This window comes from Paenibacillus sp. FSL R5-0636 (genome assembly GCF_037974255.1).
GTDB lineage: Bacteria > Bacillota > Bacilli > Paenibacillales > Paenibacillaceae > Paenibacillus_AQ > Paenibacillus_AQ odorifer.
In genome coordinates, this window is record NZ_CP150232.1 from 4,122,565 (window position 1) to 4,136,443 (window position 13,879).

The following is a 13,879-nucleotide window of genomic DNA, read 5'->3' on the forward strand; positions in this document are numbered from 1 at the left end:
AATACAAAATCAAAGTATAAAGGAGTGAAGTATATGGCTACTGCCCCTATTCCAGACAGCTCGGTGACTACGTCCATTCTTTCTGATGGTGCGGTCACATCTATTAAATTAGACCCTGAGACTAACGGTTATGTGAACGTCCGATCGTACGGCGCTGTAGGAAACGGTATCAAGGACGATACAGTAGCGATTCAAAATGCTATCAATGCGGGAAACGCCAAAAACAAAGTAGTAATCTTTCCTCCTGGTGTATATAAGGTATCTTCGGGACGCATGCGTAACCCCTCCGTCCTCGACTGGTGGTGTCTTCGAATTCCGGCCAAAACGAATTTAAGCTTTGAAGCCGGCTCCAAACTTGTGCTTGCCCCGAATCCACCCTCAGACACTAGGGTTCTAGTCATCTTAAATGCCTCAAATATTACAATCGCGGGCACCCTTGAAATTGATGGAAGTGCATCGACTGTTAAAACAGCCGTCAACGATCAACTTCACGGCTTGTTCATATCTTCTTCGCAAAATATAACGATAGAGTCAGTGTACTCTCACGATTGCTATGGAGATAATATCTTCATTGGGGGGACAGAAGAAATCCCCTCCGTTAATGTGCACATCGGATATGCACGCTGTGAGACTGCTGGACGAAAGAACTTTGTGGTCCATTTTGTAGACCAGCTTCATGTCAACAGAGCAGTCCTGAATAATAGCCGCGGTGGCGCACCGGGTTTTACTGGCGCTAACTCTCTCGATCTTGAACCCGACGTCTTTAAAGGAACGCGCAGCTTTTATCAGCGATTCGACTCCTTGACTACCATTGGTTTCGGTAACGATCTATCAGCAGGGCTTACAGATGCTATCGCTAGACTCTGGACACTCGACATCGGTTCACTAGATATGCGTGTAAGCGGATCGGTAAGTCCTGCCTTACTGTCCTATGGACTGACGCTGAAAATCAATCATTTGGCTATCCGCTCCACCGATCATAAAGCTAACTTCGGTCTACAGACGATCTATTCACAATTTATTGATATCGCTAGCGCCAAGTTCGATGGCATCGGAGGCCCTGCGATCTATGCAGCGTTTAATGCTGCCGGAGGTAAACCAAGGTTGCATATCGGTTCGTTAGGAATGTACGGCTCGGGTTCCACCTTAGCAAGTGGTGTACGAATCGACGGGGGAGATCTTTATGTGGGGACGATGGATGCACAGGACTTAACGGGCAGTACTTTGCATTTATTCACAACGGAGTCTGACGTCATGGCTACTGTCGACAATATGATCGTCCGCAATAGCGGAACCAATCAGGTAGTGCTAGTCTCTTCTTACGGTGCAGCTAAACCGTCTCTGCGCCTCAATAATGTAGCTGTGTTCGATACACGGGCAGTGAAAGTAAAGCGAATTCTAGAATTCGAAACACTAATCGGTATGCAAGGCACATCACTAGGTACCTTGTATAATCCTTATTCGCTTCCTGAATGGTTCTCGACCTACGGTAACTTCAAACGGGCCATTCGCCTCACTGGCGGGGCAGTGTTGCCCGCGGTGTTCATAGTGGAGGGTTCGCCCGAGGGAGTCGTAACCGCCCCAGTTGGCAGTCTGGCCATGCGAACGGATGGCACGGCACAAGCCACTTTGTATGTGAAGGAAAGCGGATCAGCTGCCAGCGGATGGAAGGCTAAATAAGATGAATCAACGGTATTGGTTACATGTCTCTATCGCATAAATGACACGTCCCAAATCCTCATCCGATAAAGAGCTTCCAGAAGGCAGGCAGACACCTGTTGAAAATAAGTTATCTGATACACTGTATTCCTCACTGTAAGGATAGTAGTAATTGCTCTCGAACAAGGGTTGTAAATGTAGCGGTTTCCATACAGGTCTAGCTTCGATATTGTGCTGTTCCAGACATGACAGAAGTTGTCGTGAAGAGAACCCCGCCACTTCTTCATCGATGGTCAGCGCACTCAACCAGTGCGTGCTGCGACAATTGCGTGCTTCCGGCATAAAACGAAGACCCGGTATGGAACCTAAACGTTCCCTATATCGCCGGCCAATAGATCTGCGCCGTTCAACCCGCTCTTCAAGCAGTTCTAATTGACCGCGTCCTATAGCTGCCAACAGGTTGCTTAACCGATAGTTGTATCCCATTTCGGAATGTTGATAATGAGGGGCAGTGTCTCGGGCTTGCGTAGACCAGAAGCGCGCCTGATCTAAGGCTTCGGTATCGTCGGATACGAGCATGCCCCCACCTGAGGTTGTAATAATCTTATTTCCGTTGAAAGAATAGATTCCGAATTGGCCCCAGGTTCCGCTGGCCTTGCCTTGATAGAAAGCACCTAATGATTCGGCAGCATCTTCAATCAAGGTAATTCCATATCGGTCAGCTATTTCTACAATGGGCTCCATATCTGCGCTTTGTCCGTATAAATTGACGACAACAGCCGCTTTTGGCAGCAGTCCTTTGTCATTCAAATCTTGGCAGGCCCGCTGAAAAGCCAGCGGACACATGTTCCAGGTCTCAGGCTCTGAATCGACAAATACGGGGGTGGCCCCCAAATATAAAATAGGATTGGCGCTAGCAACGAACGTGAGCGTTGAACAGATCACGTAATCTCCTTGTGTGACACCGGCTAGACGAAGTGCGAGATGAATCGCCGCCGTGCCAGAGCTTAACGCTAGTGCACCCTTTGATCCTGTGTAGGCGGCCATCTCCCGCTCGAACGCATCGACTTGCGGACCAATAGGAGCAATCCAACCAGAGTGTATCGCCTCCTCCATGTAGACCTGCTCACGTCCACTAATATGCGGCGGGGATAACAAGATTCGTGGCAGAATGCTCGTTTGACGAATGCTCATGCGAAGCTCCTTTCTCCATTTGGACCGATTTCTCCAGATGGAATACATATCATATCGAGATCTGGATGCCGATAGAGCGGAAAGTAACTTCCTGATACTCTAGTGTCACAAAAGGATATGATCCGCTCATACAACTCTGGAAAAAAAATTCGTTTACCTAAGTAATAGTCAAGGGGTTCCAGTTGTGTCGCGAATCTATGCTTGAATTGAAATAAGTCGTCATTCCCCTTATATCCCCCGCCAAGATGAAAACGTTCAAAGCCATTTTCCATCCCCCACTTGGCTGCTGCGTGAATTAGCAATTTGGTAGGTGACCACTGCAGATAGGCGCGATCCCAACCACATAGGTGATAATGCATCCACGGTCGTTCATGTAACACGATGCTGGTTGCCACCGTTTTCTCCCCAACCATAGCTTCGAATAGCTCTACTCTCCCCTCAAGTAGATAACTAGTATCTTCTATAAATTTTTTGGGGAAATAATAAAAAGAATCCGCCTGTAAATCATTTAGTGTTCCGTAATACAATTCACTGAAGGACTCAATACGATCTTTCAGATTGGAATTCCGAATTGTAAAGGGCGCAGACTTTATTTTGTGAATATTCCGTTTATGATTGCTGCCATAATTCCGGATAAGCTCTGCCTCCGAACCCACAGTCAAATCAATATAAATTGTATTTCTATTCCACTCGGTAGTAAGCCCGCTTTGATATTCCGTAGCGTTGCCTATTAAGGGATGAAATCTCACAAACTCAGTCATGATCTTTTTCTCTCTACAGTAATCCGTGAACGTTTCACTGAATTGCCGGTACAGCTCACTTCGTTCGGCTCCTGGAGGGAGATTCGATATCGGTCCCCCGTATCCATAAGGTGTACTAATGTCGTACCAATCACCTTCAAGCCCCAGTTGGATTACAGCAGGAAGATGGCTTATGGAACGAAGCAAGTAAGGATAAATGATGAGCTGGTCTCCCTGCTTGAATACAAACAGCTCTGCCTGCTGGTGCTCTCCGTCCTCAAACAGCCGAAAAAACGCTGAGGAGAAATAGATATCCTTCGTCTCTAACTGGTTCAAATAGGCATCCCATTCCTCTGAACTAGAGCTGCCTAGCACGATGAAGTTACTCATACAACACCTCTTGATTCTCCAATATTTTGATCATACGTATACTTTCAGTGCTTAAGATTAGCTCGGGGTCTCGCTCACGCAAATAAGCATCTGAAGAAAGCAACAGCAGCCTTTTCTCCCGGTCTAAATCCATTAATACGTCTGTCAAAAGATTGCAGCCACTCCACCCTCCATTTTGCAGTTGGATACGATAATACTGTTCACCTAGCCGGCCCACTACTGAAGTCTCTTTTTTTGTTCTAATCCTAAGAGCAGAGAATCCATACTTTTGATGATGTGCCTCTGCCATCGGGTAATCATCTATGATGTACGCCAATACTTCTCTATCCCTATCAATCGATGGAGCCAAATCTCTTACATACCAGTAAGTCCGGCCTTCCTCTGCAAAACCAAGCCGCAAATACCAAGCATGAGCTTGCTCATTCCACGAAAATACATCAAGTGCCAGCTTCGAAATGCCATCCTTTTGGGCTAACGTCTCCCCGTAGGCCATAAGCTTGCCGCCGATGCCGTCTTTTCGATAAGCTGCGTCCACATTCAAGTTATTCAGAACCAGCATCTGCTCCATTCTTCTCCATTCAGCGAATCCAATAAGAAGATCTTCAGAATAGGCACCAATCAGCAGTGTTGCTGAATGGCTTCCGCATTTACATGCTGCTTTCAAATATTCGGGATAACCGCCACAGGCGAATATGGTTTGATTGTAGACTGACTCTGGCAAGTTGCTCTGTAAGAGCCGGCATGCAAGGTGAATATCATCTTCCTGAAGCGGACTAAACCGCAAATTCATGCCGACCCCTCCTTTTGGTTCATTCTGTACTCATCGAGCGGCAGACTATGCTCACCCGGATTGGCCACAACGTCATCTTGGCGGATAACCTTCAGCACAGTTTTACATAAGATCAACGCATCTAATCTAAAGCTCAGCTTCTCAACATAGGTAACGTCATAGGAAAGCCGCTGTTTCCATTCCGAAGTATTACGTCCAGATACCTGCGCCAATCCCGTGATTCCGGGTCTTACAGTGAATCGCAGCCGCTCCCGTTCAGAGTAATGCGGGCTGTAACGGATGAGCAAAGGTCTTGGTCCGATCAGACTCATTTCTCCCTTCACAACATTCACTAATTGCGGCAGCTCATCCAGACTCAGCTTTCGAATCAATCCGCCGAATTTGATATAACGCCGAGCATCCGATAACGGCTGGCCCTGCGCATCATACATTTCAGCCATGGTTCGAAACTTGTAGATGTAGAAGGGTCTTTCTCCCATTCCCGGCCGCTGCTGCTTGAACAAAATAGGACTTCCCAACTTTATCCGAATCAGCAACGCCACTACAGCCATGACCGGACTAAACACACCTAACATAAAGATCGCTCCCACCAAATCGAAGCCCCGCTTCATATGGCGATACATGGTAGTCATCCCCCCGCCTTTCTCTTATTCCGTAAAAAGACGTTCTGTGAGTGACTTTACCTCTTCCGAATTAGCACTCCAGTAATACAATTTAGTTCGGACGAGCGGATCTAGAGCAGAGCTGTTATGGCCAGGAATCTGTTCGTAAGCAAAATCAGCGGAATCTATTCCCTTGAATAGCCAAGCTAAGCTGATCAAATCACTGTCACTAAAACTCGTATCAATAATGTCTTTCTTTTCATGTAGTAGCAGTCCCGCTAAATCAGGAAGGTGTTCCGGACTTAATAGCTTTTTGGCTACAGCCCGAACGATATTGAACTGCTCCCGTTGGCGGCTAAAGTCACCCTCCGGAGTCGAGTAGCGCTCCCTTGCTAAATAAAGCGTGTGGGCACCATCCAGATGCTGCTCACCTTTCTTGATGGTGATCTCCGGAGTGATGGTCACATCCTGATCAATTAGCATATCGATCCCGCCAATCGAATCGATGAAATCACGAACACCGGAGAAGTTCGTCTTGATGTAGTAATGAATAGGAATATTCATAAAATCACTAACGGCTTGAATCAGTGTCAGCGTACCCTGCTGATTCCCACCCTTTGTCTCACCAACGATATGTGCATGATTGATCTTGGTATAACCGACATTCTGCACATAAACCCGCGTGTCCCGCGGCACAGATACGATATTCACCTTCCGTTGATCCGGCATCACATGGGCAACCATGATCGTATCTGCCCGCGAGCTTTCTCCCCCCCAAGTGTCTGTTCCAATTAGCACTACATTAAAGGATGAGCTTTTCTTGTCTGCTGGGGATGTCGCCGCAGTTGGAGTTTGTGTAGGCGTTGTTAGGATAAGCTCATCCGTTTGCGCTTGTGGGGCTGGTGTGCTGAGCGGCTGCACCCTCTCTTCATTGTCCGTAACCACATTAGAGCTAGGGATCGTCAAGGGGTTAAGAATCGCCTTGTTAAAACGATGCTCTGGATTCAATATCCCTCCAATCCAGATCCCCCCAACTACAACCACAACAAGAATAACAATCAGGCTGTATCGTCCCACCCGCCGCATGCGTGAACGTTTACCTGTAATTGGCTTGTCGCGCTTGCCCCATAATCTTGTCCTCCATGAATGCTTAGTCGACTTCATAGGTCAGATTCCCGCATGAACTTCGGATTTAATGCGTTCAAGATCATGTGTACCCACCTGCGGTTCTTCCTGAAAACCCGAATAGCTTGGAATTAGCTGCTTTAGCAGTTTTTTGATCTGATGACTGCTTGGCATCAGTTCATACCGTTTGCACAAGTTCTCCAGAACCCCCAACACCAAATTCAGTTCAGATCTGGAGACGCTTTGCGGGCGGCTAATCATAATACGGTAGTTGTTAGTGACCAATAACCCTTCTTCTTCAGTCAAAAGCTCCTCAAACAATTTTTCTCCAGGACGAATGCCAGTGACCACAATGGGAATATCTTTGTCAGGCTCGAGACCCGACAAGCGGATTAAATCCCTCGCTAGATCGTATATACGAACTGGCTTACCCATATCCAGCACAAACACTTCTCCCCCTTGTGCCAGCACACTTGCTTGAATAACCAACTGTACCGCTTCGGGTATCGTCATGAAGTAACGCACCATATCCATATGTGTAACCGTCACCGGGCCGCCGTTTTCGATTTGTCTTTTGAATAACGGAATGACACTTCCCCTACTGCCCAGCACATTACCAAAACGTACAGCAGCAAAAACCGTCTTGCTTAAGGAATTCTGATCATTAATGATCATTTCCGCGGCTCGTTTCGTGGCCCCCATAACACTGGTAGGATTAACCGCCTTATCCGATGAGATGAGGATGAACCGTTTAGCGCCATATTTAGCACTCGCTTCCGCTACATTCCTTGTGCCGATCACATTATTTTTAACTGCCTCTACTGGATTCATCTCCATAAGAGGAACATGCTTGTGAGCAGCGGCATGATACACAATGGAGGGGCGGAATTTTTGGAAAACGTTATCGATCCGCGATACATCCTGAATGTCCGCTATAATGGGATGAATGATCTGATCGGGATATAACTGCCGCAACTCTTGTTCAATAAGATAAATGCTATTTTCTCCATGGCCCAAAAGCAGCATTTCCTTTGGACGATACGCAGCCAATTGCCGGCATAACTCCGAACCAATTGAACCGCCTGCACCCGTGATGAGAATACACTCGCTTCCCAAATTCTCACGAATCTCTTCCGTATTAATTTCTACGGGGCTTCTCCCCAGCAAATCATTTACGGATACTTCACGGATCATGTTAATGGCCATTTTCCCGTCCAAAATATCGGTCATACTAGGCATTAACTTGATCTGAGCTTTGGTAGATTTGCAGATTTCGATGATCTCCAGTAATTCCTTTTGAGGAGCCGTAGGCAAAGCGATGATAATGAACGAAATATCCAGCTGCTCGACTGCCTGGGGAATGAAGTTACGGTTACCGACAATCGGCAACCCCATAAGCTCCAGCTTGCGCTTTGAGATATCATCATCTATGAAAGCGACTGGGTTCATGAATTTAAATCTTGAATGCTTGATATCTTTGGTAACGAGGATGCCTGCTTTCCCTGCCCCTACGATTAGCAGATTGCCTTCGGATGAACCCTTTGCCCCCGCTGTTTCAAATCTATCGTTGATGAGACGGTTTACTAAACGTAAGCCGGCAATGCCGAGAAATACGTATCCCGCTGCAAAATAAATCGAAATCGGCAATCGATAAGAAGGGACGAATACATGCGTAGATACATTGACAGCGACCACTCCACAGAGTGTTAAAGCACTCACTTTTAGCAGCTGCAATAACTCACCTATACCGGTGTATCGCCAGATATTGTTATACACCTTGAATCCAAATGAGAACGCTGCGTACACCATAATGTGAATGAGTATCGCCCACGGAAGCATCCACATGTACTGCTCAGGGATTTGAAAATCAAACCGAAGTAAAAACACAAGCCACACTGAAGCCGCTATAATTCCCGCATCCAACATGACTAAACGTACGATCCGCATTTTCATCACTTCTTTCTCCCTAATTAACTAATTATTCGTTTATTCGTATGTTGTCGTATATGCGAGAATGAATTATCTATCTGCTGTCAGACCCGGTTGTAATTCAGACTGAAATGGCTTTATCCCTGGTTCATTCAGCGCTTCTATATAAATCGAGTCCATTTCACAAAGCACCGCAGGCAATCCATAGCGAATAATCCTGTCCTTATTCGCTTTCCCCATTGCTGCGGTCAAAGCTGCGTCCGCTCGCAGTTGAACCAGTGCTTTTGCCGTAGCAGCAATATCATCTACTGGAACCAACATGCCCGTTGACTCATGCTCAATCAAATCGCGAATGCCCCGAATATGTGTGCCGATCACGGGTTTACCTGCTGCCATCGCCTCCATAATCGCCCGGGGTAACCCCTCGCGATAGGACACGAGTGCCGCAACATCACACGCTTGTAGCAAATCCGGTATATCTCTTCGAAACCCCAGAAAATGCACCTGATCCCTAACCCCTAACCGAGTAGCAAGTTCTACAAGAGTTTGCTCGAAAGGACCTGTACCTGCGAATGCTAGATGAATATCGCTTGCTTGATCACCCAAATGATGTAGTGCTTCGATCAACTGTTTTTGGTTCTTGTTAGCATTTAACTCAGCGACGCAGAGAACAACGAATGAAGGATTATCATTGTATCTCTTAGGTAAATCAAATAGCTGGCGACGACTTTCCCCCTTCATTTTTGCAACTTCATTATCCCTCTCACCGCTACCGTATACCTGAAGATCAAGCCCGACTCCACTCACATAAGTTACTTTTTTTCGGACAGGGAATTTTTGAGCGCGCTCATAATCTTCACTATTGATAGTGATCAGCACATCCGTCCAACGGGCCATCAAATACTCCAACGGATAATAAAGCATCCAGTTCAGAAGAGGAGCACCTTTAAAAAAATGAAAACCATGAGCTGTATACAATAGGCTGGGGACACCTGTTCTATGGGCTGCAATCCGTCCGAGAATCGAAGCCACTGGTGTATGTACATGGACGAACTGAAATTTTTCCGCTTGGAAGCTTTTAGTTAAGATCCGCAGAGCCGTCCAATTCTTCAACTGTAAAGGACTTCGTTGTATAGGTACGTCGTGACATACAATTCCCCGCTGTTCCAAGCGCTGTCTGGCTTCGCCCGGCTGAGCGTAAGCATGGACTTCACACCCTTTTTGCTGCAATAACGCCATGTAAGGTAAATGAAAACTCTCGAAATGCCCATATATTGAGGCTACAAAAGCAACCTTTGCTTGTAAGCCTTCCTCAGCTGGAACACTCCCGATGTCCTTAATTGAGCTTTTATTGAGGTTGCTCTGCTCGTTGTCGAAGCTTGCGCCCAGTTGGCCTTTCAACGTGTTGGGTTCGATAGGGCATCTCTCCTTTCAGGTTTTTGTCTGTTAACCGGATGCAAGCTCCGTTCATCGCCATCATGAACCACCAATACCGCTGGAATAACGCCTCAATGCCCATCGATAACCCAATCATCGCCGCATGGGACAGCAGCAATGCCATAATAATTGGTCTATGAATCGGATCTGCTGCACGATAAGAACGGATACCCACAATGAAGAACCAAATCATAAATCCGCCATATACAATCAAGCCCAATAAGCCGAATTCAGTCAAAAACCATATAGGGGTGTTGTGGATAATAATGCGCAGTTCGTAATTATAGGAACCAAGCCCAATGCCTAATAACGGACTTTGTGCGATCCAATCCACCGCTTTGTCAATGATGTCAAGACGCGACTGAATCTGGGAAGGTCTGCTGGACATAGACTCCAGCACATTTAGATAAGCGGTGCCTTTATACAGCAGCAGAGCTATAAATGCCACCCCAAACCCCATTCCGATCTTGATCAGTCTGGACGGTTTGGTAATCAAAAGTGTAAGTAATACTAGGAACAGACCAATCCAAGACGAGCGCGAGAAAGTCATCATAATGCCCCCGGCTAAGCTTATTGTCGCTAGTATGCTGACCCATCCCCGCAGCAGCTTTATCTTCTCCCCACTCGTCATGATATGAATGGCAAAAGCCGTCACCAGCAATCCCCCGTATGCATTGGGATCAATTAACATGCCGGACAACCGCCCGTCTTGCACCATGAACGGAACCTTTACTCCGCTGAAAAAAGCGAATAGGGCAACACCATTTAAGAGCAGCACACTGATCAGGAAAAATCGGAGCATTTTATATAACCGTTCCCAGCTATCTGCTGCTTGCACAAGCATGATGTAGGTCAACAAAAGGAGAATAAATCCAATATCTTTTTGCAACAGGGCGTATTGAGTAATGAAGCCGTTGCGCCAAATGGATACAAAGGAAGCTAAAACAAAAATGAACAGCATGCCCCAATGCCATGAACTGAATATCCTCCGGTCCAATTTGAGATGGAATCCAGCGGCAAATAAACCTAACATCAAGAAGAGATCCGACGGGGCGATACGGAAGGCTCCCCCAAAATCAATCTGCGCCGGAAGGCATATGATGTACCCCATGACCGCAAACAGAAATAAATTGTGCATGGTGTAGGGCTTCCCTACAACAGATACAGATGTCATACAAGTCCCTACTTTCCTACTTTCCTATAAAACAAGAACTTATGCCGCCGCTTCCGATTGTTCCCGTTTTCTCACCTTTCCGATGACACGATACAGCACAACTACACTGCCAATCATCTGTACAAATAACGACGAACTAGCTCCCATCGCAGCACCTACTACCCCGTAATGAGGTACGAAGATCAGACAACACAAGCCATTAGTGAATGCTGTGCACAAAAACAATGGAATCTGGGCTTTGTACCTTCCGGTAGCCGTTATGGCGTACCACAGGTAGGATGAAATAAATACCAGCATGGTGGACGCCAGCAGCCAATGAAACAACCCTAACTCTCCTGCCACGTCTGAACTGAATAATACGGTTAACAGCTTGTGTCCAAACAACCACCCTATCAAACAAGCGACCGCACTAAAACCCAAACCCATCGCTATCATTCGGCTGAGTAAAGTGATAAACTCCTTGTGTCTCCCGCCTGCGTGCCACCTGGCAAGACGTGGTGTTATGGCTTCACCAAGTGCGGTGACGACAACATTGCAGGCAACAATCATATATGAGAGTGAAGCATAAATACCTAAGTCATGCTCCCCTTTAAAATAGGAAATCGCATATAATGGGGTATTCGTATTTAACGACATCAACGCCAATACCAGGCCTAGCGGTGAACTGACGATCAGTAAACTCCATAGGCTTCTTTTGTTGAAGAGTGGCCTGAGAGAAGTGTATATTCTCGCTTTACGAGCATCATATCCAATCGTTATCGCTAACCATCCGATTATCATGACTAACAAGGCAAGAACAAGGCTCTGTGTAGGGATAAATACGAGGATGAAGATTAGAATGGAGAATAACCCTTTTGCCATTCTGGAGATTGAGATTTGATCTAATCTCTCCTCCTTTTGAACGATGCCTAATAAAATATCACTGATTGATTCAACGATTCTATACAGACCGATGAAGAAAATAACCAATACTGTATTCCAATCCAAACCACTTATTATGCAAAAACCTGCGGTAATCGTAAACGCAAGGGCGGTTGTTATCAGCCGAAGACCCAGAAAGTCTCCAAAACTGTATTTCCCCGATGAATCAACGATTAATACGGAACGAAGATGTAGATGCGACAGCATAAAGATCGGAGCAGTAACTGCAAGCCCTAGCGAATATTGCCCCACGATTGCCGATGACCCGAATTTATTCAGCAGGATCACAATCACAAACTGAGCACCAGCGTAAGTGATATTCCCGAGCAAATAACGAAGAGAAGCAAATGACATAGACGTCAGGCCATTCCTGAAGAAGAGGCCCACTCGGCAAAATCTTCACCACGAATCTTGGAACGCCTGCTCTTTTTCCGATAATTCAATACGGCTCCCAGCAAATGTGCTCCCTGCTGCTCTAACAAGTGCTTGGCAGAACTCGTGTGCTTTAAGAGCACTTTTCCGGATTTCACAACTAGCAATACCCCCTCAGTCATCGTTGCCAAAATAAGGGCATCCGAAAATGGCATTAATACAGAGGATGAGTCGATGACAATCGTATCAAAACGCACGCTCAGCTCTGCAAACAATCGCTTCATTCCTTCAGAGCCTAGTAATTCAGCGGGATTTGGTGAAATCGGACCAGAGGTCATTACAGACAAACCTTCTGCTTCCTCAATAGAAATAATGCAATCCTCTAAGCGGGTATGATCCACTAAGATACTGCTAAGCCCGATCCAATTAGGCAGATCAAATGCCTTATGCACCGTTGGCGTACGTAGATCCCCATCAATGAGAAGAACTGTCTTACCAGCTTCCGCCATGGCAATCGCCAGGTTTATGGCTACCGTTGATTTCCCTTCATCCGGAAGCGAGCTTGTGACTAATAAAGAGCGGATCTCTCCACCAACGCGGGTATAACGAATATTGGAGCGTATGCTTCGGAATTGATCTCCGCTAGATGACTTCGGTTGTTCCAGGCAATATAATTTTGGCGTTTTCTTCTTCATAACTGATGGCTCCTTCTGCTGATTTGGTTTTCGCTTTATTCCGTCGTTTGCGTGGCTTTAATTTGCCCACGGTTCCCAGAAGCGGAAGCTGCAAATCAAGCTGAATATCTTTGGCACTTCTCACGGGTTTCTCCATCAATTCCCGGAGGATAGAGATTGCAATCCCGGTAATCAGCGCCAATCCGAAGGCAACAGCCATATTGAAGACGGGCTTAGGTGAGACAGGATCAGAAGGAACCTTGGCACGGTCGAGAAATACAACATTCTCCACTCCCATAATCGATTGAATATTCGCATTAAAGGCCTCTCCGAAGCCATTTGCGATATCTGTTGCCCGTTGAGCTTTTGAATCAGTCACAATTACCGTTGTTACGAGTGACTCGCTATTGGTTCTTGTCTTCACATTTTTGAGTAACTCTTCTGCTGTCATTTTTAGCTGCAGCTTTCTGACGACCTCTTCCGCTATCCTGCTGCTTCGAATGATCTCCCCGTAAGTAGTGACCAGCTTTTGTCCGGCCATAATGTCATTAATTGCTTTCTGCTGCCTGTCCCCTTGAATAAGTATAGAAGCTGTCGCTTCGTATTTCGGCTGTAAAACGTAATAGCTAACACTACCAGCGAGCCCGACTGCAGCGATACATAATACAATAATGAACAGCAGCCTACGTTTTACTAGTTTCAAAATGCTGCCCAGTTCGAATTCCATCGATCATTTCTCCTAACTAGTTAATGTATTGTCGCCTCTTTAACAAGATTATTGTTGTATATTCATATTCTCTTTCTCTCAACATATGTCCAAGTCCGTACTTAAAATTTAAATGTCAAAATATTAAAGAGCTCATTTAGCTCAC

The 13,879-nt window shown here is 46.2% G+C and carries 12 protein-coding genes; 1 reads left to right on the forward strand and 11 read right to left on the reverse strand.

Annotated elements, in window-relative coordinates; all coding sequences use genetic code 11:
- Positions 1-33 precede the first annotated feature (33 nt).
- A complete protein-coding gene (locus tag MKX34_RS18750; RefSeq protein WP_036688232.1) occupies positions 34-1,680 on the forward strand; it encodes a glycosyl hydrolase family 28-related protein in 1,647 nt (548 codons plus the stop codon).
- A 6-nt stretch (positions 1,681-1,686) separates the two neighbouring features.
- On the opposite strand, the gene MKX34_RS18755 is transcribed toward MKX34_RS18750, so the two are convergent.
- The 11 genes from MKX34_RS18755 to MKX34_RS18805 form a co-directional block, all read right to left on the reverse strand.
- Positions 1,687-2,853, reverse strand: a complete 1,167-nt coding sequence (locus MKX34_RS18755; protein ID WP_076296243.1) for a DegT/DnrJ/EryC1/StrS family aminotransferase — start codon at positions 2,851-2,853, stop codon at positions 1,687-1,689.
- A complete protein-coding gene (locus MKX34_RS18760) occupies positions 2,850-3,983 on the reverse strand; it encodes a GNAT family N-acetyltransferase (protein WP_076272689.1) in 1,134 nt (377 codons plus the stop codon). The genes MKX34_RS18755 and MKX34_RS18760 overlap by 4 nt, the downstream gene beginning before the upstream one ends.
- On the reverse strand, positions 3,976-4,773 hold the full coding sequence (locus tag MKX34_RS18765; protein ID WP_076225191.1) for a GNAT family N-acetyltransferase: 798 nt from the start codon (positions 4,771-4,773) through the stop codon (positions 3,976-3,978). Before MKX34_RS18765 ends, MKX34_RS18760 begins: the two co-directional genes overlap by 8 nt.
- A complete protein-coding gene (locus MKX34_RS18770) occupies positions 4,770-5,396 on the reverse strand; it encodes a sugar transferase (RefSeq protein WP_063829847.1) in 627 nt (208 codons plus the stop codon). Before MKX34_RS18770 ends, MKX34_RS18765 begins: the two co-directional genes overlap by 4 nt.
- Positions 5,397-5,420: 24 nt before the next feature.
- The gene (locus MKX34_RS18775; RefSeq protein ID WP_256717597.1) at positions 5,421-6,539 is read right to left on the reverse strand and encodes an LCP family protein; all 1,119 of its coding nucleotides are present in this window, start codon (positions 6,537-6,539) and stop codon (positions 5,421-5,423) included.
- Positions 6,540-6,542: 3 nt separating this feature from the next.
- A complete protein-coding gene (locus tag MKX34_RS18780) occupies positions 6,543-8,453 on the reverse strand; it encodes a nucleoside-diphosphate sugar epimerase/dehydratase (RefSeq protein ID WP_076296245.1) in 1,911 nt (636 codons plus the stop codon).
- A 66-nt stretch (positions 8,454-8,519) separates the two neighbouring features.
- Entirely contained in the window at positions 8,520-9,830 is a 1,311-nt protein-coding gene (locus tag MKX34_RS18785; protein ID WP_081383843.1) for a glycosyltransferase family 4 protein, read from the reverse strand.
- Entirely contained in the window at positions 9,778-11,004 is a 1,227-nt protein-coding gene (locus tag MKX34_RS18790; protein ID WP_076296246.1) for an O-antigen ligase family protein, read from the reverse strand. Before MKX34_RS18790 ends, MKX34_RS18785 begins: the two co-directional genes overlap by 53 nt.
- A gap of 75 nt (positions 11,005-11,079) precedes the next feature.
- Positions 11,080-12,315 (reverse strand): oligosaccharide flippase family protein, encoded by a 1,236-nt coding sequence (locus MKX34_RS18795; RefSeq protein ID WP_076296247.1) that lies wholly within the window; start codon positions 12,313-12,315, stop codon positions 11,080-11,082.
- 5 nt (positions 12,316-12,320) lie between these two features.
- Positions 12,321-13,028: a CpsD/CapB family tyrosine-protein kinase gene (locus MKX34_RS18800; protein WP_076296248.1), complete on the reverse strand. Its 708-nt coding sequence runs from the start codon at positions 13,026-13,028 to the stop codon at positions 12,321-12,323.
- Positions 12,976-13,734, reverse strand: a complete 759-nt coding sequence (locus MKX34_RS18805) for a Wzz/FepE/Etk N-terminal domain-containing protein (RefSeq protein ID WP_076098952.1) — start codon at positions 13,732-13,734, stop codon at positions 12,976-12,978. Before MKX34_RS18805 ends, MKX34_RS18800 begins: the two co-directional genes overlap by 53 nt.
- Between the last annotated feature and the right edge of the window lie 145 nt (positions 13,735-13,879).

What these genes read in the sequence shown, in the direction of transcription:
- MKX34_RS18765 (WP_076225191.1), bottom strand. Translation starts at nt 4,773, where the DNA reads ATGAATTTGCGGTTTAGTCCGCTTCAGGAAGATGATATTCACCTTGCA.
- MKX34_RS18760 (WP_076272689.1), bottom strand. Translation starts at nt 3,983, where the DNA reads ATGAGTAACTTCATCGTGCTAGGCAGCTCTAGTTCAGAGGAATGGGAT.
- MKX34_RS18755 (WP_076296243.1), bottom strand. Translation starts at nt 2,853, where the DNA reads ATGAGCATTCGTCAAACGAGCATTCTGCCACGAATCTTGTTATCCCCG.
- MKX34_RS18770 (WP_063829847.1), bottom strand. Translation starts at nt 5,396, where the DNA reads ATGTATCGCCATATGAAGCGGGGCTTCGATTTGGTGGGAGCGATCTTT.
- MKX34_RS18750 (WP_036688232.1), top strand. Translation starts at nt 34, where the DNA reads ATGGCTACTGCCCCTATTCCAGACAGCTCGGTGACTACGTCCATTCTT.
- MKX34_RS18790 (WP_076296246.1), bottom strand. Translation starts at nt 11,004, where the DNA reads ATGCACAATTTATTTCTGTTTGCGGTCATGGGGTACATCATATGCCTT.
- MKX34_RS18805 (WP_076098952.1), bottom strand. Translation starts at nt 13,734, where the DNA reads ATGGAATTCGAACTGGGCAGCATTTTGAAACTAGTAAAACGTAGGCTG.
- MKX34_RS18780 (WP_076296245.1), bottom strand. Translation starts at nt 8,453, where the DNA reads ATGAAAATGCGGATCGTACGTTTAGTCATGTTGGATGCGGGAATTATA.
- MKX34_RS18800 (WP_076296248.1), bottom strand. Translation starts at nt 13,028, where the DNA reads ATGAAGAAGAAAACGCCAAAATTATATTGCCTGGAACAACCGAAGTCA.
- MKX34_RS18795 (WP_076296247.1), bottom strand. Translation starts at nt 12,315, where the DNA reads ATGTCATTTGCTTCTCTTCGTTATTTGCTCGGGAATATCACTTACGCT.
- MKX34_RS18775 (WP_256717597.1), bottom strand. Translation starts at nt 6,539, where the DNA reads ATGAAGTCGACTAAGCATTCATGGAGGACAAGATTATGGGGCAAGCGC.